16 protein-coding genes and 1 riboswitch are annotated in these 17,642 nt (G+C 71.3%); of the genes, 4 read left to right on the top strand and 12 right to left on the bottom strand.

The annotated features are described in order from the left end of the window. Nucleotides 1-6 precede the first annotated feature (6 nt). Complete coding sequence (locus ACTWPP_RS15815; protein WP_443104984.1) at nucleotides 7-843, bottom strand: ABC transporter permease; 837 nt, start codon at nucleotides 841-843, stop codon at nucleotides 7-9. Next, the gene (locus ACTWPP_RS15810) at nucleotides 840-1,715 is read right to left on the bottom strand and encodes an ATP-binding cassette domain-containing protein (RefSeq protein WP_443104983.1); all 876 of its coding nucleotides are present in this window, start codon (nucleotides 1,713-1,715) and stop codon (nucleotides 840-842) included. Before ACTWPP_RS15810 ends, ACTWPP_RS15815 begins: the two co-directional genes overlap by 4 nt. A gap of 84 nt (nucleotides 1,716-1,799) precedes the next feature. Here ACTWPP_RS15810 and ACTWPP_RS15805 point away from each other — a divergent pair, with 84 nt between their 5' ends. Further along, entirely contained in the window at nucleotides 1,800-2,555 is a 756-nt protein-coding gene (locus tag ACTWPP_RS15805) for a TetR/AcrR family transcriptional regulator (RefSeq protein WP_443104982.1), read from the top strand. 113 nt (nucleotides 2,556-2,668) lie between these two features. Here ACTWPP_RS15805 and ACTWPP_RS15800 read toward each other — a convergent pair whose 3' ends face one another. The 3 genes from ACTWPP_RS15800 to ACTWPP_RS15790 all read right to left on the bottom strand — a co-directional run bounded on the left by ACTWPP_RS15800 (nucleotide 2,669) and on the right by ACTWPP_RS15790 (nucleotide 5,821). Then, nucleotides 2,669-3,658, bottom strand: coding sequence for a malate dehydrogenase (locus ACTWPP_RS15800; protein WP_443104981.1), 990 nt, complete (start codon nucleotides 3,656-3,658; stop codon nucleotides 2,669-2,671). A gap of 307 nt (nucleotides 3,659-3,965) precedes the next feature. Then, a complete protein-coding gene (locus ACTWPP_RS15795; RefSeq protein ID WP_443104980.1) occupies nucleotides 3,966-5,183 on the bottom strand; it encodes an NADP-dependent isocitrate dehydrogenase in 1,218 nt (405 codons plus the stop codon). Nucleotides 5,184-5,335: 152 nt separating this feature from the next. Further along, nucleotides 5,336-5,821, bottom strand: a complete 486-nt coding sequence (locus ACTWPP_RS15790) for a DUF3017 domain-containing protein (protein ID WP_443104979.1) — start codon at nucleotides 5,819-5,821, stop codon at nucleotides 5,336-5,338. Nucleotides 5,822-6,163: 342 nt separating this feature from the next. Here ACTWPP_RS15790 and ACTWPP_RS15785 point away from each other — a divergent pair, with 342 nt between their 5' ends. Beyond that, nucleotides 6,164-6,892 (top strand): FHA domain-containing protein, encoded by a 729-nt coding sequence (locus ACTWPP_RS15785; protein WP_443104978.1) that lies wholly within the window; start codon nucleotides 6,164-6,166, stop codon nucleotides 6,890-6,892. A 188-nt stretch (nucleotides 6,893-7,080) separates the two neighbouring features. Here ACTWPP_RS15785 and ACTWPP_RS15780 read toward each other — a convergent pair whose 3' ends face one another. From ACTWPP_RS15780 to purN, 4 genes are all read right to left on the bottom strand, one after another. Continuing rightward, entirely contained in the window at nucleotides 7,081-7,932 is an 852-nt protein-coding gene (locus tag ACTWPP_RS15780) for a bifunctional methylenetetrahydrofolate dehydrogenase/methenyltetrahydrofolate cyclohydrolase (protein WP_443104977.1), read from the bottom strand. 63 nt (nucleotides 7,933-7,995) lie between these two features. Continuing rightward, nucleotides 7,996-8,081, bottom strand: a riboswitch (ZMP/ZTP riboswitch). 166 nt (nucleotides 8,082-8,247) lie between these two features. Continuing rightward, on the bottom strand, nucleotides 8,248-8,427 hold the full coding sequence (locus ACTWPP_RS15775) for a hypothetical protein (RefSeq protein ID WP_443104976.1): 180 nt from the start codon (nucleotides 8,425-8,427) through the stop codon (nucleotides 8,248-8,250). 162 nt (nucleotides 8,428-8,589) lie between these two features. After that, nucleotides 8,590-10,191: a bifunctional phosphoribosylaminoimidazolecarboxamide formyltransferase/IMP cyclohydrolase gene (gene purH, locus ACTWPP_RS15770; RefSeq protein WP_443104975.1), complete on the bottom strand. Its 1,602-nt coding sequence runs from the start codon at nucleotides 10,189-10,191 to the stop codon at nucleotides 8,590-8,592. Continuing rightward, nucleotides 10,172-10,903: a phosphoribosylglycinamide formyltransferase gene (purN, locus tag ACTWPP_RS15765; protein ID WP_443104974.1), complete on the bottom strand. Its 732-nt coding sequence runs from the start codon at nucleotides 10,901-10,903 to the stop codon at nucleotides 10,172-10,174. The genes purH and purN overlap by 20 nt, the downstream gene beginning before the upstream one ends. A gap of 132 nt (nucleotides 10,904-11,035) precedes the next feature. On the opposite strand from purN, the gene ACTWPP_RS15760 reads away from it, so the two are divergent. Continuing rightward, a complete protein-coding gene (locus ACTWPP_RS15760; protein ID WP_443104973.1) occupies nucleotides 11,036-11,506 on the top strand; it encodes a hypothetical protein in 471 nt (156 codons plus the stop codon). Nucleotides 11,507-11,525: 19 nt separating this feature from the next. On the opposite strand, the gene ACTWPP_RS15755 is transcribed toward ACTWPP_RS15760, so the two are convergent. From ACTWPP_RS15755 to sucC, 3 genes are all read right to left on the bottom strand, one after another. Beyond that, the gene (locus ACTWPP_RS15755) at nucleotides 11,526-13,388 is read right to left on the bottom strand and encodes a cell division protein PerM (RefSeq protein ID WP_443104972.1); all 1,863 of its coding nucleotides are present in this window, start codon (nucleotides 13,386-13,388) and stop codon (nucleotides 11,526-11,528) included. A gap of 195 nt (nucleotides 13,389-13,583) precedes the next feature. Next, a complete protein-coding gene (sucD, locus tag ACTWPP_RS15750; protein WP_443104971.1) occupies nucleotides 13,584-14,471 on the bottom strand; it encodes a succinate--CoA ligase subunit alpha in 888 nt (295 codons plus the stop codon). 3 nt (nucleotides 14,472-14,474) lie between these two features. Further along, complete coding sequence (sucC, locus tag ACTWPP_RS15745; RefSeq protein ID WP_443104970.1) at nucleotides 14,475-15,650, bottom strand: ADP-forming succinate--CoA ligase subunit beta; 1,176 nt, start codon at nucleotides 15,648-15,650, stop codon at nucleotides 14,475-14,477. A gap of 298 nt (nucleotides 15,651-15,948) precedes the next feature. Between sucC and ACTWPP_RS15740 the strand changes: the two genes are divergently transcribed. Continuing rightward, the gene (locus ACTWPP_RS15740; protein ID WP_443104969.1) at nucleotides 15,949-17,628 is read left to right on the top strand and encodes a glycoside hydrolase family 15 protein; all 1,680 of its coding nucleotides are present in this window, start codon (nucleotides 15,949-15,951) and stop codon (nucleotides 17,626-17,628) included. Nucleotides 17,629-17,642 lie beyond the last annotated feature (14 nt).

Raw genomic sequence — 17,642 nt, 5'->3', positions numbered from 1 at the left:
GGAACCTCAGGTGCGGGCCACCCTCCGGGGGAAGATCACTGCGGTCAGCCAGACGGCGAGGACGATGAGCCCGGCACACCAGAGCAGGCCGACCCAGAGTTCGGACCCCGGCGTCCCACCGTTCAGCAGCGCGCGCGAGGTGTCGATGATCGGCGTCATCGGCTGATGCTCGGCGATGGGCCGCAGCCAGGCGGGCATGGTCTCCACGCGTGCGAAGCCGCTCGAAACATAGGGCAGGAAGAGGAGGATGAAGCCGTAGCCGTTGGCGGCCTCGGCCGATCCCGCCACCATCCCGAGCATGGCGAACACACATGTGATCACCAGGATCCACAGGGCGATGACCCCCACTGCGCCGAGGAACTCCAGGACGGTCGCGTCGGTGCGGAAGCCGACGGCGAAGCCCACAAGGAGGACCACGGCGGTGGCCAGCAGGTTGCGCACCATCGACGACGCCGTGTGTCCCAGCAGCACGGTCACGGAGGGGAACGGCATGGTGCGCAGCCGGTTCATGAATCCGGTCGTCATGTCGTTGCTGACCACGACGGAGGTGTAGGAGGCCCCGAAGCCCGCCGCGATCAGGGCGATGGCCGGCAGGACGAAGGCCAGGTACGCCTCGCGCGCCCCGGCCGCGTCGTCGCCCTGCCCGACGTTCATGGCGCCGCCGAGGACGTAGGTGAAGATCAGCATGAGCATGACGGGCAGGAGGATCGCCATCAGCACCGACTCGCCGTCGCGGAAGGAGTGCTTGAGGCTGCGGACGGTGAAGACGCGCAGGCCGACGAGGAAACCGGCGCCGCGGGCCGGAAGGTGCGGCGGCGCGGTGGTCACCGTCGTGGAGGTCATGATGTCTTCCCTCCGGTGAGCTGGAGGAAGACCTCGTCGAGGGTGGGCCGGCGGACCGTGATCTGGACATCGGGCCGTTCGGAGGCCAGGGCGGCGAGGTGCCGGGAGATCTCCAGGGCCGAGCCACGGGTGGCGAGCTTCTCGGTCACCTTGCCCTGGTCGTCGTGCAGTTGGATGGTCGAGCCGCCCACGCGTTCCTTGAGCTGCGACGCGGTGCCGGCGGCGACGATGCGCCCGCCGTTCAGGACCATGATCCGGTCGGCCAGCACGTCGGCCTCTTCGAGGTACTGGGTGGTGAGGAAGATCGAGGTGCCGTCCCCGGCCAGGGCGGTGATCTCGTTCCACAGCGTCTGGCGGCTGCGGGTGTCCAGGCCGGTGGTGGGCTCGTCGAGGAAGATCAGCCTCGGCCGCGCGATGAGGCCGGCCGCGATGTCGAGCTTGCGGCGCATGCCGCCGGAGTAGGCGCTCACCCGCTTGCCGGCCGCCGGGGTCAGCTCGAAGCGGTCGAGCAGGTCGGCGGCACGGCCGGCGGTGTCACGACGGGACAGACCGAACAGGCGCCCCATCATGTGCAGGTTCTCGATCCCGGTGAGCCGTTCGTCCACGGCGGCGTACTGCCCGGTCAGCGAGATCAGGCCCTGGATCTTCTTCCTGTCCCGGCGGACGTCCAGGCCGAGGACGCGGGCGGCGCCGGAGTCGAAGGGCGTCAACGTGGACAGGATGTTGACCAGCGTGGTCTTCCCGGCGCCGTTGGGCCCGAGGAGCGCATGGATGCCCGGCGGGAGGGTCAGGTCGAGGCCCTTCAGCACCTCGGTGTCCCCGAAGCCCTTGGTGAGCCCGTCGAGCTCGATGAGAGGATCTGCGTATCGCATACACTGATTATGTCATACACAGTTTATTTCATACGCAGTACGTCGAGGGGCGGCCGTCAGGAGCGGAGTGAGAACATCAGGAACGTGACCGACACGACCGAGACCGGCCTACCGCGACCCCTCGCGATCGCCTGGGGCATGCAGGAAGCCCCGCAGCGCGGGCCGGCCCGCGGGCTGAGTCACGCGCGGATCGTCGCCGCCGCCATCGAGATCGCCGACGCCGAAGGACTCGGCGCCGTGACCATGCAGGCGGTGGCGAAGTCGCTGGACTTCACCAGCATGTCGCTCTACCGGTACGTCTCCAGCAAGGAAGACCTCCTGCGCCTCATGCAAGACGCCGCGGTGTCCTCCACCGAGGAGATCGAACTGCCGGACGACTGGCGCGCGGCACTGAGAACCTGGGCGGGCAAGATCCGGGACGCCTACCGCGCCCATCCCTGGGTGCTCGAGATCCCGCGCGGGCAGATGGCCGTCCTGATGCCCGCCACGGTGCGCGCCGCCGACATCGGGCTCGCGGCGCTGTCGGGCCTCGGCCTCGCCGACGACGAGAAGATCGCCGCCATCCTGCTCATCTCCCAGCACGTCGCCGCCATGGTGGAACTGGAGATGTCCCTCGCCGACGAGGGCGGGGTCGCCATCACCCCGGACGGGGTGGACAAGCTGCGCGAGGCCATCACCGCCGACCGCTTCCCGCACCTCGCCCCCATCATGGCGGCCGGAGGCTACGTCACCGGCGACGAGCCGGCGACCGAACCGGGCGTGGACGCCGAATACGAGTTCGGCCTCGACATGCTCATCGCCGGCCTCGAATCCCTTGAACAACGACGTCACCCGAAATAGACGAAACCGCCCCCCGAGGGCGACACACTGTGGCTGGACGAGCCGACTCGTCTGGTGTGACGACACGAGCGAGCCCCGGACCCACACCGGTCCGGGGCTCGTTCTCGGGAGTACTAGATGAGGCCGAGTTTGCGGACGGCGTCGCGTTCCTCCGCCAGCTCGTTGACCGATGCATCGATGCGGGTGCGGGAGAAGTCGTTGATGTCCAGGCCCTGGACGATCTCCCACTTGCCGTCCTTCGCGGTGACCGGGAGGGACGAGATGAGGCCCTCGGGGACGCCGTAGGAACCGTCCGACACGACCGCCATGGACGTCCAGTCGCCGTCGGCGGTGCCGTTGACCCAGGTGTGCACGTGGTCGATGGCGGCGGACGCGGCCGACGCCGCCGACGACGCGCCGCGCGCCTCGATGATCGCGGCGCCGCGCTTGGCGACGGTCGGGATGAAGTCGTTCTCCAGCCAGGTCTGGTCGTTCACCGTCTCGGCGGCGTTCTTGCCGGCGATCTCGGCGTGGAAGATGTCGGGGTACTGGGTGGCGGAGTGGTTGCCCCAGATCGTCAGCTTGCGGATGTCGGCGACGGAGACGCCCGCCTTCTTGGAGAGCTGGGCGAGGGCGCGGTTGTGGTCGAGGCGCGTCATCGCGGTGAAGCGGTCGGCCGGGACGTCCGGCGCGTGCCGCTGGGCGATCAGCGCGTTGGTGTTGGCCGGGTTGCCGACCACCAGGACCTTGATGTCGCCGGCGGCGCCCGCGTTGATCGCCTCGCCCTGCGGCTTGAAGATGCCGCCGTTGGCCTCCAGCAGGTCGCCGCGCTCCATGCCCTTCGTCCGCGGCCGGGCCCCGACCAGCAGCGCCACGTTCGCGCCTTCGAACGCCCCGGTCGCGTCGTCGAAGATGTCGATGCCGGACAGCAGCGGGAACGCGCAGTCGTCCAGTTCCATCGCGGTGCCCTCGGCGGCCTTCACCGCCTGCGGAATCTCCAGCAGCCGCAGGCGTACGGGTACGTCCGGGCCCAGGAGGTGCCCGGACGCGATGCGGAACAGCAGCGCGTAGCCGATCTGGCCCGCGGCGCCGGTAATGGTAACGGTGACTGGGGTGCGAGTCATGCGTCCTTCTCCTGCTGTGACCTGACGGGCTCAGGCGGCCATCCTTCGAACCCGACCGCCCGAGAGTCCGCCGCCGCACGGATTCTCTCGCCGTCGAGATATTTCCGTGGCTCAGGCTATCGCGCGTCCCCCGCCCGTCTCCCGCCAGGTGCGCCACCCGGCATGGCGAACGTCCCCGAGCACGCGGAAGGCCGCCCCGGACGTGTCCGAGGCGGCCCTCATCCCCGCGTGCGGGGGGACCACGGAACTGAGACCCCGCCGACGACGCGGGAGGGATCAACCCCAGCGGGGAGCGTTCAAGCGAACACTAACCGTTGATCTTCTTCTGCAGGTTGGTGTCGAGGGCTTCGAGGAATTCCTGCGTGGTCAGGAAGGGCGTGCTGGCCCCGACGAGGAGGGCCAGGTCCTTGGTCATCTGGCCGGCTTCGACCGTCTCGATGCAGACCTTCTCCAGGGAGCGCGCGAAGTCGGTCACCTCGGGCTGGCCGTCGAGCTTGCCGCGGTGTTCGAGGCCGCGGGTCCAGGCGAAGATCGACGCGATCGGGTTGGTCGACGTCGGCTTGCCCTGCTGGTGCTGCCGGTAGTGCCGGGTCACCGTGCCGTGCGCGGCCTCGGCCTCGACGGTGCGGCCGTCGGGGGTCATGAGGACGGACGTCATGAGGCCGAGGGAGCCGAAGCCCTGCGCGAGGGTGTCGGACTGGACGTCGCCGTCGTAGTTCTTGGCGGCCCAGACGAACCCGCCCTCCCACTTCAGCGCGGCCGCGACCATGTCGTCGATGAGCCGGTGCTCGTAGCTGAGCCCCTTGGACTCGAAGTCGGCCTTGAACTCGGACTCGTAGATCTCTTGGAAGAGGTCCTTGAACCGGCCGTCGTAGGCCTTGAGGATCGTGTTCTTCGTCGACATGTACAGCGGCATCCCGCGCTCCAGCGCGTACCGCATCGTCGCCCGCGCGAAGTCGCGGATCGAGTCGTCGTAGTTGTACATGCCCATGGCGACGCCGCCGCCGGTGAACTTGGCGACCTCCATCTCGAGGGGCTCGCCGCCGTCCTCGGGGGTGTAGGTGAGCATCACCGTGCCCGGGCCGGGGACCACGAAGTCGGTGGCCTTGTACTGGTCGCCGTGCGCGTGGCGGCCGATGATGATCGGCTTGGTCCAGCCGGGGACGAGCCGGGGGATGTTGGAGCAGATGATCGGCTCACGGAACACCACGCCGCCCAGGATGTTGCGGATCGTCCCGTTCGGGGACCGCCACATCTTCTTCAGGCCGAACTCCTCGACGCGCGCCTCGTCGGGGGTGATGGTCGCGCACTTGACGCCGACGCCGTGCTCTCGGATCGCGTGGGCGGCGTCGATCGTGACCTGGTCGTCCGTGGCGTCACGGTGTTCCATTCCCAGGTCGTAGTACTTCAGGTCCACATCGAGGTAAGGCAGGATCAGCTGGTCCTTGATGAATTTCCAGATGATCCGCGTCATTTCGTCGCCGTCGAGTTCGACGACCGGGCCCGCTACTTTGATCTTGGGCATGCTGCTGCTGTCCCTTTCCTACACCTGGCCAGCGGTGAGCCCTCGCGTCCTCGGTGGGCGTGGCGGTGTCGGGCCGCCGGGACACCCCGGACGAAAGGGACTCGGTCCTTGTAAGGCTCAACTGGCAAGGCTAGCCGAGGCGCTCAGGAGGTCTAGACCTGGCCCGGGCCTTCCGGCGGTCCATGACCGGTCTCACCTGGGACGACGCGTCCGCCCGGCGGACCGGCCCGGCGTCCGGCGATGAGAAGCTTCACACCGCGCACCACCAGGGCGAGCAGGATCAGCACGCCGAAGGCGCCCGCGAGGACGAGCCCGGTCTTGTTCATCGGAGGGACGCTCAGCGACACGAACGCGACCATTTCGCCGAGGATCACGAGCGTCCAGCAGTCGATGGACCTGCTGCGGACGGCGAGCGGGCCGAGCTGGGACTCCGGCAGCAGGAGCCGCGCGAGCGCGCCGATGAGCAGCGCGGCCGCCATCAGGCCGGATCCCTTGCGGAAGTAGTTGAAGGCGCAGAGCGTGAGGCCGGCGCCGACACCGCTGAGCACGATCAGGTAGGGCAGCTGCGCGAGCCAGTGCGGCGCGGCCCCTCTTCCGCGCGGCGCCCTGCGCCGCCGCCGGTGCACCTGGGTGCTCATGGTCCGTCCTCCAGCCCCCGCCCGCCGCCATTCAAAGGACGAGCTCCGCTCGGCTCATTTCACGGTATAGGCATTCGGGTCCCGGCACGACTCGACCGGTGGACCTCTCGCCGGGGACGGTGTTCGTCCGCGGCCGCACATCGCGGTGATCATCCGCAGGTCCGGGGACGTCCGGCTTGTCGGACGAGACGGAAAAGTGGGTGGGACGAGAGGGGCCGGGGGGATGCCGGAGAGGCCCGAATCCCCTGCGCCATCGGTGCTACTCGCCAGTAGGAGGGTGTGACGGTGACGCGCCCGGGTAACCCGGCAGACAGGGGTCGCTAACTAGCTGGGAGGACTGCCGTGGAGGGGCCGTTCATGCGGATCGAGGACAGCGGGCTGGTGGTGCCGCTGCGCCCCGACGTTACGACGGTCGGGAGAGGGAGAGGAGTCGACATCCGCCTCGACGACCCGAGTGTGTCCCGATTGCACGCAGAGATCGTCCGACGCGGTCCGTACGTCTACGTGGTGGACATGGGCCTGTCCCGCAATGGGACCCGAGTCAACGGCAGGCCGATCGCCCGCCGTGTCCTGGAGGACGGTGACGTCGTCAGCTTCGGCACGGCGCGCTGCCGGATGGGGGGCATCCCCCGTGAGGAGGTCGACCCGGACGTCGAACTGCGGCGTGCCGTCGCACCCGAGCTCACCCGCCGCGAGGTCGACGTGCTGACCTCGCTCTGCCGTCCCGCACTGTCGGACGAGGCGTTCGTGGCCCCCGCCACGGCACGCGACATCGCCGGCGAACTGGTGGTGACGGAGGCGGCCGTCAAGCAGCATCTGCTGCGCCTCTACCAGAAGTTCCGGATTCCCGAGGGCGCCAACCGGCGCACGCGGCTCGCCAACGAGGTCATCGCCATGGGCCTCGTCCGGCCGCTGCCGCCGGTGCACGTCCCGCAGGGCCGCCCACCGATGGACGGGCGGGTCCCCGGGGTCCGGGGCACGGCCGAGACCCGCAGGGCGGGAGCGGGACACGGCCACGTCAACGGCCCGAACCGCGCGGCGCCGAGCGCGGCGGGACGGAGGGCGAGCTGAGGTGAACCTGCGGTCGCCCTCTCCGGCAGCGCGACATGAGGGCGATCGCTGAACCGGCCCGTACGGGGCCGCGCAAGTGACGGCGCGGCTCCGTTCGGCGCAGGAGCGGTATCCGCGCAGGCCGCCACCGGGGTGCTGGTGGCGGCCTCCGCATGTCGGGCGGCTCGCGGGTCGGGGCGGTTCGCGGGTCAGGCGAGCCGTTGCTCGGCGGCCTCCACGACATTCGCGAGCAGCATCGCGCGGGTCATCGGGCCGACACCGCCCGGGTTCGGCGCGACCCAGCCGGCGACGTCGCGGACGTCGGCGGCGACGTCCCCGGCGAGCTTGCCGTCCACACGGGACACGCCGACGTCCAGGACGGCGGCGCCGGGCTTGACCATGCCGCCGGTGATGAGGCCGGGAACCCCGGCGGCGGCCACGACGATGTCGGCCTTGCGGGTGTGCTCCGCCAGGTCGCGGGTCGCGGTGTGGCAGAGGGTGACGGTCGCGTTCTCGGTGCGGCGGGTCAGCAGGAGGCCGAGCGAACGCCCGACGGTGATGCCGCGGCCGACGACGGTGACCTCGGCGCCCTTGATCGGAACGTCGAAGCGGCGCAGCAGCTCGATGATGCCCTTCGGCGTGCACGGCAGCGGGCCGGGCTGCATGAGGACGAGCCGCCCGAGGTTCGTCGGGTGCAGGCCGTCGGCGTCCTTGGACGGGTCGATGCGTTCCAGCACGCGCTGCTCGTCCAGGCCCTTCGGCAGCGGAAGCTGGACGATGTAGCCGGTGCAGGCGGGGTCGGCGTTCAGTTCGGCGACGGCGCGCTCCACGTCGTCCTGGGCGGCGGTGGCGGGCAGGTCGCGGCGGATGCTCTCGATGCCGACCTCGGCGCAGTCACGGTGCTTCATGTTGACGTAGGAGTGGCTGCCGGGGTCGTCGCCGACGAGGACCGTGCCGAGACCGACGGTCACGCCGCGGTCGCGGAGCGCCTCGACGCGTCCCTTGAGGTTCGAGCGGATCTCGGCGGCCGTGGCCTTGCCGTCCAGAATCTGTGCCGTCATGCGTACCTCCGCGTGGTCTCGCCAGGGCCCGGGCCCGGCTCCAGAGCCCGGCCGCGATGGGGTCCCGTCCACCCAGGCGCGCGGTGTCCGGACTGTCGTTCGCTCCCCGGTGGTGATCCACCTTGACCGCGCCAGTCGCGTGAAAGACCCATGGTAACCGGCCCGCCCGCGGCCGAGTGGCACGCGGAAACCGGCGCCAGGTGGCTCTGCCGGGTGCCGTCCCCGCGCTTCCAGCGCGATCCGCACGAGTCATGGCACGCGTCACGAACGGTCCGAGCGGCGCGGCTCCCACTGAGCGCTCGGTCTCCGGGGGGTTCAGTCCTCGGAGGAGCCCTGCCGCCAGGCGATCAGGCGGTCGGTGCCGTGCCAGCCGAGCTGGGCGGCGAGGACCGCCGCGAGGAAGGCGGCGATCAGGCCGATCATCTGCCGCGACTCCATCAGCAGCGTGTCCGCCCGGTAGACCACGCTCAGCATGAGCGTCAACAGCACATCCATCGCGCCAGCCTTTCAACAATGGAACAGCCGCGCAGGGGTCAAGAAGCGGTCATGAGGCGCGGCCAGGCCGAGGCTACCCGCACGAAACCGTGAAGTCGCAGCCTCAAACCCGGTGCGGCGGTGTTCTCCGCCACACCGGGCCCACACCCGATCAGCGGCCGGTCAGTGGAAGAAGTGGCGGACACCGGTGAAATAAAGGCTGATCCCGGCCTTCTCCGCGGCGGCGATCACCTTGTCGTCGTTCACGGACCCGCCGGGTTCGACGACCGCCCGCACGCCCGCCTCGGCCAGCACCTCAAGGCCGTCCGGGAACGGGAAGAACGCGTCGGACGCGCCCACGGCGGACGCGGCGCGCTCCGCTCCGGCCCGAGCGACCGCGAGCTTGGCGGAGTCGACCCGGTTGACCTGGCCCATGCCGACGCCGACGGTGGCGCCGTCCGCGGCCAGCAGGATCGCGTTGGACTTCACCGAGCGGACGGCTCGCCACGCGAACGCCAGGTCGGCGAGCGTGCCCTCGTCCGCGGCGGCGCCGGCCTTCAGCTCCCAGGTGGACGGGTCGTCACCGCCGGCGTCCACGCGGTCGACCTCCTGCAGCAGGACTCCGCCGTCGATCCGCCGGTACTCGGCCGCGTTCGCGGGGCCCTGCGGGCAGCGCAGCAGCCGGATGTTCTTCTTGCGGGTCAGGACCTCCAGGGCGCCGTCCTCGAACGCGGGCGCGACCAGGACCTCGGTGAAGATCTCCGCGACCTGCTCGGCCATCGCGACGGTGACCGGCCGGTTCACCGCGATCACGCCGCCGAACGCCGACAGCGGGTCGCAGGCGTGCGCCCTGCGGTGCGCCTCGGCGACGTCCGCGCCGACCGCGATGCCGCACGGGTTGGCGTGCTTGATGATCGCGACGGCGGGTTCGGTGAAGTCGTGGGCGGCGCGGCGGGCGGCGTCCGCGTCCACGTAGTTGTTGTAGGACATCTCCTTGCCGTGGAGCTGCTCCGCCCCGGCCAGGCCGCCGCCGGAGGCGTCGGTGTGAGGCCGGGGGCGGGCCCCCGTCAGGGGGCTGGAAAGATACAGCGCGGCGCGCTGGTGGGGGTTCTCGCCGTAGCGGAGGACGTTCGCGCGCTCCCACGTCACGCCGATGAAGTCGGGCCACTGCGCTTCGGCGGCCGTCTCGTCCGGCGCGTAACTGCTCGCGAACCACGACGCCACCGCCACGTCGTAGGACGCGGTGTGCGCGAAGGCGCGCGCGGCTAGGCGGCGCCGCTCCTCCAGCGTGAAACCGCCGCCCTTCACGGCGTCCAGGACGGTCCCGTAGGCGGACGGGTCGACGATGACGGAGACGCTCGCGTGGTTCTTCGCGGCGGCGCGGACCATCGTCGGGCCGCCGATGTCGATCTGCTCGACGCACTCGTCCGGCTCGGCGCCCGAGTCGACCGTGTCGGCGAACGGGTACAGGTTCGCCACGACGAGGTCGAACGGCTCGACGGCCAGGTCGTCCAGCTGCTGGAGGTGGTCCGCCTTGCGGCGGTCGGCGAGCAGGCCCGCGTGCACCTTCGGGTGCAGGGTCTTGACCCGGCCGTCCAGGCATTCCGGGAACCCGGTGAGTTTCTCCACCCTCATCACCGGGACACCGGCGGAGGAGATCCGCCCCGCCGTCGACCCGGTCGAGACGATCTCCACGCCCGCCTCGTGCAGGCCCCGGGCCAGCTCCTCCAGCCCGGTCTTGTCGTACACGCTGATCAGTGCGCGCTTAATCGCCACCCGACTCACCGGCCGAGCTCCCCTCTTGATCGGACGAACCGCCGCCGAGCGAGCCGCCGCCGGACGGATCACTGTCAGACGGACCTCTGTCAGACGGATCACTACAGGTCCTGCACTTCATCGAGACCCGCCTGCCGCGCACGGTCCAGCCGTCGCGGGCCAGCCGTCCGACGACGTCGACCAGGAGCCGGCGCTCCACCCGCTTGATCCGCTCGTGCAGGGAGTCCTCGTCGTCATGCCAGCCCACGGGAACGGTCTCCTGGGCGATGACGGGTCCGGTGTCCACGCCTTCGTCGACGAAGTGAACCGTACAGCCCGTCACCTTCACCCCGTACGCCAGGGCGTCCCGTACGGCGTGCGCGCCGGGGAACGACGGCAGCAGCGCCGGGTGGGTGTTGACCGTCCGGCCACCGAACGCCGCCAGGAAACACGGCCCGAGGATCTTCATGAACCCGGCGGAGACCACCAGGTCCGGCTCGTACTTCGCGACCGCCTCGGTCAGCGCCGCGTCCCAGTCGCCCCGAGAAGGGAAATCGGGGACGCAAACGGTGAAAGTGGGCAGACCGGACCGTTCGGCGCGAGCGGTTCCGCCGGTATCGGGACGGTCCGCCCCCACGGCCACCACTTTCGCCCCGTAGGCTGGATCCGCGCACGCGTCGAGCAGCGCTTGTAGGTTGGTCCCCGCGCCGGAGACGAGGACGACGAGCCGGGCGGACACCATGACTCCCTGGTGGACGGCGGGGTTGTGCTCGGGCCACCACGAAGCCTATCGGGCCGGTTCGGCGCACCTTGAAAGCAGACCACGCGGAGAACGGACCACGCGGACATCCGCCCCAGGCCAGGAGGAACGAACGTGAGCGAGCAGCCGGGCCCTCCGGCCCAGCCCGAAGACCGCCCCGACGGGCGGCCGGCGGGGCGGCCGCCCGCGGGACCGCCCAAGTCGCGGCAGACCGGCTGGCGGGCCCTGTGGCTCGGCGGCATCGCGCTGCTGACCGCGGTCTTCTTCTACCCGCTGGGCCTCGTCCTGGGCGTCGCGGCGCTCGTCGTGGGCATCCGGGCCCGCCGGGCCGCGCGCCGCGGAGGAGACCCCGCCCCCGGCGCCGTCCCCGGCATCGTGCTCGGCTCGATCGGCCTGGTGTTCTCGGTGCTGTCGGTCTCTCTGACGATGTTCCTTTGGTCGGAGCTGAGCGGCTACCAGAACTGCCTCAGCACGTCCAACACCGGCACCGACAAGCAGGCCTGCCGGGACGAGTACTACCCCAAGATCGAGGACAAGCTCGGCCTGCCGCGGGGCAGCATGGACCAGTACGGCGACCTGCTCTAGCCGCCCTGCTCACCTTGCCCTAGTCGTCCCGCTCGAACTCTTCGCGCTCTTCGCGCAGGACGTAGATCGCGCCGCCGCGGTTCTCGGTACGCCCGGGGTCCTCGCGAGGGAGCGGGACGGACGGCTCCCCGGGCCGCGGCTCGTCCACCGGGCCAGGCGGGCCGGCCGGGTCGTCAAGGTCGGCCGGGTCGTCCATGAGGTGGCCTTCGACGACGACCGTGCCGTCGCTCGGCGGCGGGGCCGGCTTCCGCTCGGGCCGCTCTTCGGCCAGGTCCGGCAGCGGATCCGCCTTCCGGCGGGCGGGACGGCGCGGCGTGAGGACGGGATCGGCCTCCTCGAACTCCAGCGGATCGGGCGCGTACGGGGCCCTGGGCGCGGGCCGGGGCTCGCTCTGATAGTCGTCGGGGACGGGCGCGGACAAGGGCAAGGGCGCCGGAGCCCGCCGCGCACCCGCACGCCCCTTCGTGCTTTCCTTCGCGCGCTCCTTCTGCCGTTTCCTGGGACGTCTCCCGGGTTTGGACGCCGCGCGGACAGGGCGGCGCAGGATCATCGTGTTCGCCGCCCAGGCCGCGATCGCCGCGGAGATGCCGACCTCAAGCGCCGCCAGCAGCCCGACCTGCCAGGCCGAGGGACCCACGGTCGCCATCCGCCCCCCGCCGAGCGGCCCGCCCGACAGTGCGCTCAGCAGCGCCACCACGGCGCCGGTGAGCGCCCCGGACACGAAACCCCACATCGGTGCCCCCTCCGACACCGGTGCGGGCAGTGAGCGGATCGTGAGGACGCCGCCCACCGCGCCGGCGACGAACGGCGCGGCCAGCGCGAGCAACGAGATCGCGGGCGCCGGGCCGGGGTCGGGCAGCGCCGCGAGCGGCGGGAACGCCGGGACGGCGTCCAGGAACACCCCGGTCGGCGACACGCTCGTCCCGGCGCCGACGGAGAAGCCCGGCCCGACCGCGTACGCCATCCCCCAGATCACCGCGTTCGGCAGGAACGCCAGTTCCACCAGCAGCAGGAGCACACCGCCGACGACACCGGGGGCGAGAAGGTCGTACAGGTGGTCGGCGTCCGGCATGTTCACGGCGAGCGACGCGCCCACCAGCAGCGCCCCCGACGCCAGCAGCACGGCCAGCGACCCCGCCACGCCGATCACCAGCGACCGCGGTCGGTCGGGCAGCAGCCGCAGCAGCGCGCCGAGCCCGGACCGGACCCGCTCCCCCCGCGCCTGCGCCGCCACCTGCGCCGCGACGACGGCCCGCGCGGCGCCCAGCCCGCCCGCGATGACCGCGACGAGGAACCCCCCGAGGAGCGCCTGCCACGCCGACGGCCGGACCTGCGGGGACGCCGCCGCCAGCGCGAGCAGCCCGGCCAGCCCGGCGTACGGGGCGGCCAGCGCGACCGCGACGTGCACGACCGCCTTCCGTGGACGATGCGGCAGCCCGGCGGCCCGGATCATCCATCCACCGCCGCGATACAGCAGGGCCCCCGGCAGGACCAGCACACCGAGCGGCAGCAGCCCCACCCGTCCCTGCCCGTACGAGAAGCCCGCGTGATGGGAGACGAGCCAGAAGTTGACGGCCGTCCGGAACACCCCGGACAGGCCGTCGCCGAGCGCCGTCTTGGGCGCGGCGATCCACCCGATCAGCGTGACGGTGGTGAGCACGGCGAGCCCGATCCCGATGCACCACAGCGCCGCCACGAGCCCCGTCACGTACAGCGGCCTGGCCGCCGATGGCGCCGGTTGCCCGTCCTGTTTGCGCTGGTCTTGCTTGCGCTGGTCCTGTTTGCGCTGGGGCCCGTCCCGCTCCGGACGCCGCGGCGCCCGTCCCGCCGCGCCTCCCGACGCCTCGGGGACCGCACGCCGTCCAGGGCTCGCTTCGCTCACGCGCTACATGCTGGCACCACGCCCGCCCCCCAGAGGCCCCCTAGCCCGGCGTGTCGCCTTTGTCGTCCCCCTGGAGAGTCGCACGCGCCGCCGCCCCCGGAGCCACGCCGCGATTCAACGGATGTTCGTGGCCGCCGCACGCGAAAGACGCCCGGGCCGGGGCCGGCTCGGGCGTCTTTCGGCGGAACGGTGGGATCAGAGGTTCTTCATGATCTCCCGCATGAGGACGGCGGTCTCGCTGGGGGTCTTGCCGACGCGGACACCGACCTTCTCCAGGGCCTCCTTCTTCGCCTGCGCGGTACCGGCGGAACCGGACACGATCGCGCCCGCGTGACCCATGGTCTTGCCCTCGGGGGCGGTGAACCCGGCGACGTAGCCGACGACCGGCTTGGTCACGTTCTGCTCGATGTAGGCGGCGGCGCGCTCCTCCGCGTCACCGCCGATCTCGCCGATCATGACGATGGCGTCGGTGTCCGGGTCGTCCTGGAACGCCTTGAGGGCGTCGATGTGGGTCGTCCCGATGACGGGGTCGCCGCCGATGCCGACGCAGGTGGAGAAGCCGACGTCGCGCAGCTCGTACATCATCTGGTAGGTCAGCGTGCCCGACTTCGACACGAGGCCGATGCGGCCGGGCGTGGTGATGTCGGCCGGGATGATGCCCGCGTTCGACCGGCCGGGAGACGCGATGCCGGGGCAGTTCGGCCCGACGATCCGCGTCCTGCCGCCCTTCTTCTCGGCGTACGCCCAGAAGAAGGCGGTGTCGTGGACGGGGATGCCCTCGGTGATCACGACGCAGAGGGGGATCTCGGCGTCGATCGCCTCGACGACGGCGTCCTTGGTGAACTTCGGCGGGACGAACACGACCGACACGTCCGCGCCGGTCTGCTCCATCGCCTCCTTGACGGTGCCGAGGACCGGGAGGGTCGTGCCGTCGAAGTCGACGGTCTGCCCGGCCTTGCGGGCGTTCACGCCCCCGACCACACGGGCGCCGGACGCGAGCATCCGGCGGCCGTGCTTGGTGCCCTCGGAACCCGTGATCCCCTGGATGATGATCTTGCTGTTCTCAGTGAGCCAGATGGCCATCGCTCATGCACCTGCCGCGAGTTCCGCGGCACGCTTGGCCGCGTCGTCCATGGTGTCGACCTGCTGTACGCCGTTCAGCGCCGCGTCGCTCAGGATCTTGCGCCCGAGGTCGGCGTTGTTGCCGTCCAGCCGGACGACGAGGGGGCGGTTGACGGCCTCGCCGCGCTCGGCCAGCAGCTGGTAGGCCGACACGATGCCGTTTGCGACGGCGTCGCACGCCGTGATGCCGCCGAAGACGTTCACGAAGACGGACCTCACGTCGTCGTCCGACAGGACGATCTCCAGCCCGTTCGCCATCACCTCGGCGGACGCGCCACCGCCGATGTCGAGGAAGTTGGCGGGCTTCTGCCCCCCGAACTGCTCACCCGCGTAGGCGACCACGTCCAGTGTGGACATGACGAGCCCGGCGCCGTTGCCGATGATTCCGACGCTGCCGTCGAGCTTGACGTAGTTGAGGTCCTTGGCCTTCGCCGCCGCCTCCAGCGGGTCGGCGGCGCCCTTGTCCTCGAGCTGCTCGTGGTCCTGGCGGAACGCCGCGTTGTCGTCCAGCGTGACCTTGCCGTCGAGGGCCTTCACCTGGCCGTCGGCGGTGAGGATCATCGGGTTCACCTCGACGAGGGAGGCGTCCTCGTCGGTGAACACGGCCCAGAGGCGCTCGATGAGCTCTGCGGCGCCGGCGAGGGCCTCCTGCGGAAGCCGGCCCTGCTCGGCGATCTCCCTGGCCTTGGCCCGGTCCACGCCGTCCAGCGGCGAGATCGGCACCAGCGCCAGCCGGTCGTGCGGCACCTCCTCGATCTCCACGCCGCCCTCGACGGAGCAGATGGTCAGGAAGGTGCGGTTGGCGCGGTCGAGCAGGAACGAGAAGTAGTACTCCTGCGCGATCGCGCTTCCCTCCTCGATCAGGACCTTGTGGACCGTGTGGCCCTTGATGTCCATGCCGAGGATCTGGCCGGCGAGCACTTGCGCCTCGTCGGCCGAGTCGGCCAGCTTCACGCCGCCGGCCTTGCCGCGGCCCCCGGTCTTCACCTGGGCCTTGACCACGACCTTCGAGCTTCCCGCGGCGAACAGCTCCGCCGCGATGGCCCGGGCTTCCTGGGGAGTATGGGCGACCTTGCCGGTGGGCACCGGTACCCCGTACTCGGCGAAGAGTTCCTTCGCCTGATGTTCGAACAGGTCCACGAGGCGTCCTTAAACGGATCGACAGCCGAATGACCACACGAGTGGGGGTTACACGGGAGTCCGTGCGGCCGGCACTCTGCGGTCCGCTCCGTCGATGCAGCCTAGTCAACCCGCCATCATGGTGATGCCGTCGGGTCCAGATGTCCGCGAGTGTCACCAAAAATGAAGGTGTGCTCATCCTCCAGGAGGGCACGAGTGGCTCGTGAGGAGGATGAACCAATTGACTTAGTTTGATGTACTTATTTCGTCTTCGGTGGCCAGCCGAACGGAAGATGCGGTAGGGGGCGAACGTATGGCGATGGCGGAGGAACGGGACACGACCGTCGCGCCCCTCGTCCCCGCCGAACCCCTCCCCACCGAAACCCTCCCTGCCGAGCCCCTCCGCGCCGAGACCGTCCCCGCCGAGCCCTTTCCCGCCGGGATCACGTCGGCCGGAACCACCTCGACCGAGCTCCCCCCACCACCGCACAGCGCACCCCCACCACACAGTGCTCCACCCCCGCACGAGGCCCCACTCCCGCACAAGGCCCCACCCGCGCGCAGGCGGTCGAGGAGGCGCGGCGGCGCGCGGACGCTCCGGCGCGTGACCGCCCTCCTCATCGTGGCCGCGCTCATCGCGACCGGCGGCGCCACCGTTCCGGACCGCAGCGGGCCGGGTTGGGCGAGTCCCGGGCTCATCGGCGGGGGCGGCTGGCCGTTCACCGGCGTCCCGCTGTCCCCCGACCAGGCGGAGGGGGCGTCCTACCTGCCGGACAGCTCGGTCATCAGACTCGCGGACGGGCGGATACGGCTCATCCCGACCGGCGGGGAGCAGCCCGTCACCGTCGACGCGTCCGACCCCCGGGTGGACCAGGCGATCCGGTCCGACAACGCCTGGCTGTCGCAGGGCGTCGTCCCGACCGGCGGGCTGGACCCGGCCACCGGGACGGACATGGGCTACCGCAACATGGCGGCCCGCGCCCTCCTCGACCTGCGGCTCCTCACCCGCCCGAACGGGGCGTCCCTCGCGTCCTGGTACACCAAGTGGCGGTACTGCTGGCCCCGCGATTCCGCGTTCGCCGTCGCCGCGTTCACCGTGACCGGCCACCCGGCCGAGGCTCGCCGCATCCTGCGCTTCCTCTCCCGCGCCCAGACCGACAACGGCATGTGGGCCGCGCGCTACAACCCCGACGGGACGGCGGTCGCGGACGGCCGGGCACCGCAGCTCGACTCGCTCGGCTGGGTCCTGTGGGCGACCTGGTTCCACCGCGTCCACGACTCCGGGCCGCGCGACGAACTCCCCGAGCTGTGGCCGATGGTGCGGCGCGCCGCCGACCACCTGGCGCGGTCCCTGGACGCCGAGGGCCTGCCGCCCGCCTCGTCCGACTACTGGGAACGCGATCACCGCCGCGAAGAGGACCCGCGCCGCCCCACCCTCGGGGTCGTCGGCCCGGTGCTGGCCGGCCTCCGCTCCGCCGCGGACCTCGCCGAACGCCGCGGCGAGGGCGGCGACGCCGCGCGGTGGCACCGGGCGGCGCAGCGCGTCTCCGAGGCGGTGGACCGGCAGTTCGCCCCGTACGGCTACCCGCGTTCCCCCGTCCCCGGCGGCCTGATGGACACGTCGGTGACGTTCATCGCGCCGCCGTTCACGGCCGCCGACGCGGACGTGACCGCCGCGATCGCCGACGCCGCCCGCAAGACGGCACTGCCGAACGGCGGGGTCCTGCCGGGCGAACGCTGGTCCGGCAACCCCGACGTCGCCTGGACGCCGGAGACGGCGATGTTCGGCCTCAACGCGGCCGCGTCGGGCCGGACCGACGACGCGCTCAGCCGGCTGAGCTGGCTGTCCGCCCACCGCACGTCCCTGGGCGTCCTGCCGGAGAAGGTCGGCCCGACCGGCGAACCCGCCGGCCCCGCCCCCCTCGGCTGGACGGCGTCACTCGTCCTCCTCAGCCTCTCCGCGCTGGAACGCCCCCTCCCCGTCCCGCCCGCGGACTGACCGTTCAGGGCGCT

Origin of the sequence: Actinomadura sp. 3N407 (genome assembly GCF_052245875.1) — a bacterium.
Classification (GTDB): domain Bacteria; phylum Actinomycetota; class Actinomycetes; order Streptosporangiales; family Streptosporangiaceae; genus Spirillospora.
The sequence above is the reverse complement of the archived record's forward strand: the minus strand, read 5'-3'. Positions and strand labels throughout refer to the sequence as shown.

Bases quoted from the DNA above. Each gene is read 5' to 3' on its own strand.
- ACTWPP_RS15815 (WP_443104984.1), bottom strand. From the start codon at position 843: ATGACCTCCACGACGGTGACCACCGCGCCGCCGCACCTTCCGGCCCGC.
- ACTWPP_RS15810 (WP_443104983.1), bottom strand. From the start codon at position 1,715: ATGCGATACGCAGATCCTCTCATCGAGCTCGACGGGCTCACCAAGGGC.
- ACTWPP_RS15800 (WP_443104981.1), bottom strand. From the start codon at position 3,658: ATGACTCGCACCCCAGTCACCGTTACCATTACCGGCGCCGCGGGCCAG.
- ACTWPP_RS15795 (WP_443104980.1), bottom strand. From the start codon at position 5,183: ATGCCCAAGATCAAAGTAGCGGGCCCGGTCGTCGAACTCGACGGCGAC.
- ACTWPP_RS15790 (WP_443104979.1), bottom strand. From the start codon at position 5,821: ATGAGCACCCAGGTGCACCGGCGGCGGCGCAGGGCGCCGCGCGGAAGA.
- ACTWPP_RS15780 (WP_443104977.1), bottom strand. From the start codon at position 7,932: ATGACGGCACAGATTCTGGACGGCAAGGCCACGGCCGCCGAGATCCGC.
- ACTWPP_RS15775 (WP_443104976.1), bottom strand. From the start codon at position 8,427: ATGGATGTGCTGTTGACGCTCATGCTGAGCGTGGTCTACCGGGCGGAC.
- purN (WP_443104974.1), bottom strand. From the start codon at position 10,903: ATGGTGTCCGCCCGGCTCGTCGTCCTCGTCTCCGGCGCGGGGACCAAC.
- sucD (WP_443104971.1), bottom strand. From the start codon at position 14,471: ATGGCCATCTGGCTCACTGAGAACAGCAAGATCATCATCCAGGGGATC.
- ACTWPP_RS15740 (WP_443104969.1), top strand. From the start codon at position 15,949: ATGGCGGAGGAACGGGACACGACCGTCGCGCCCCTCGTCCCCGCCGAA.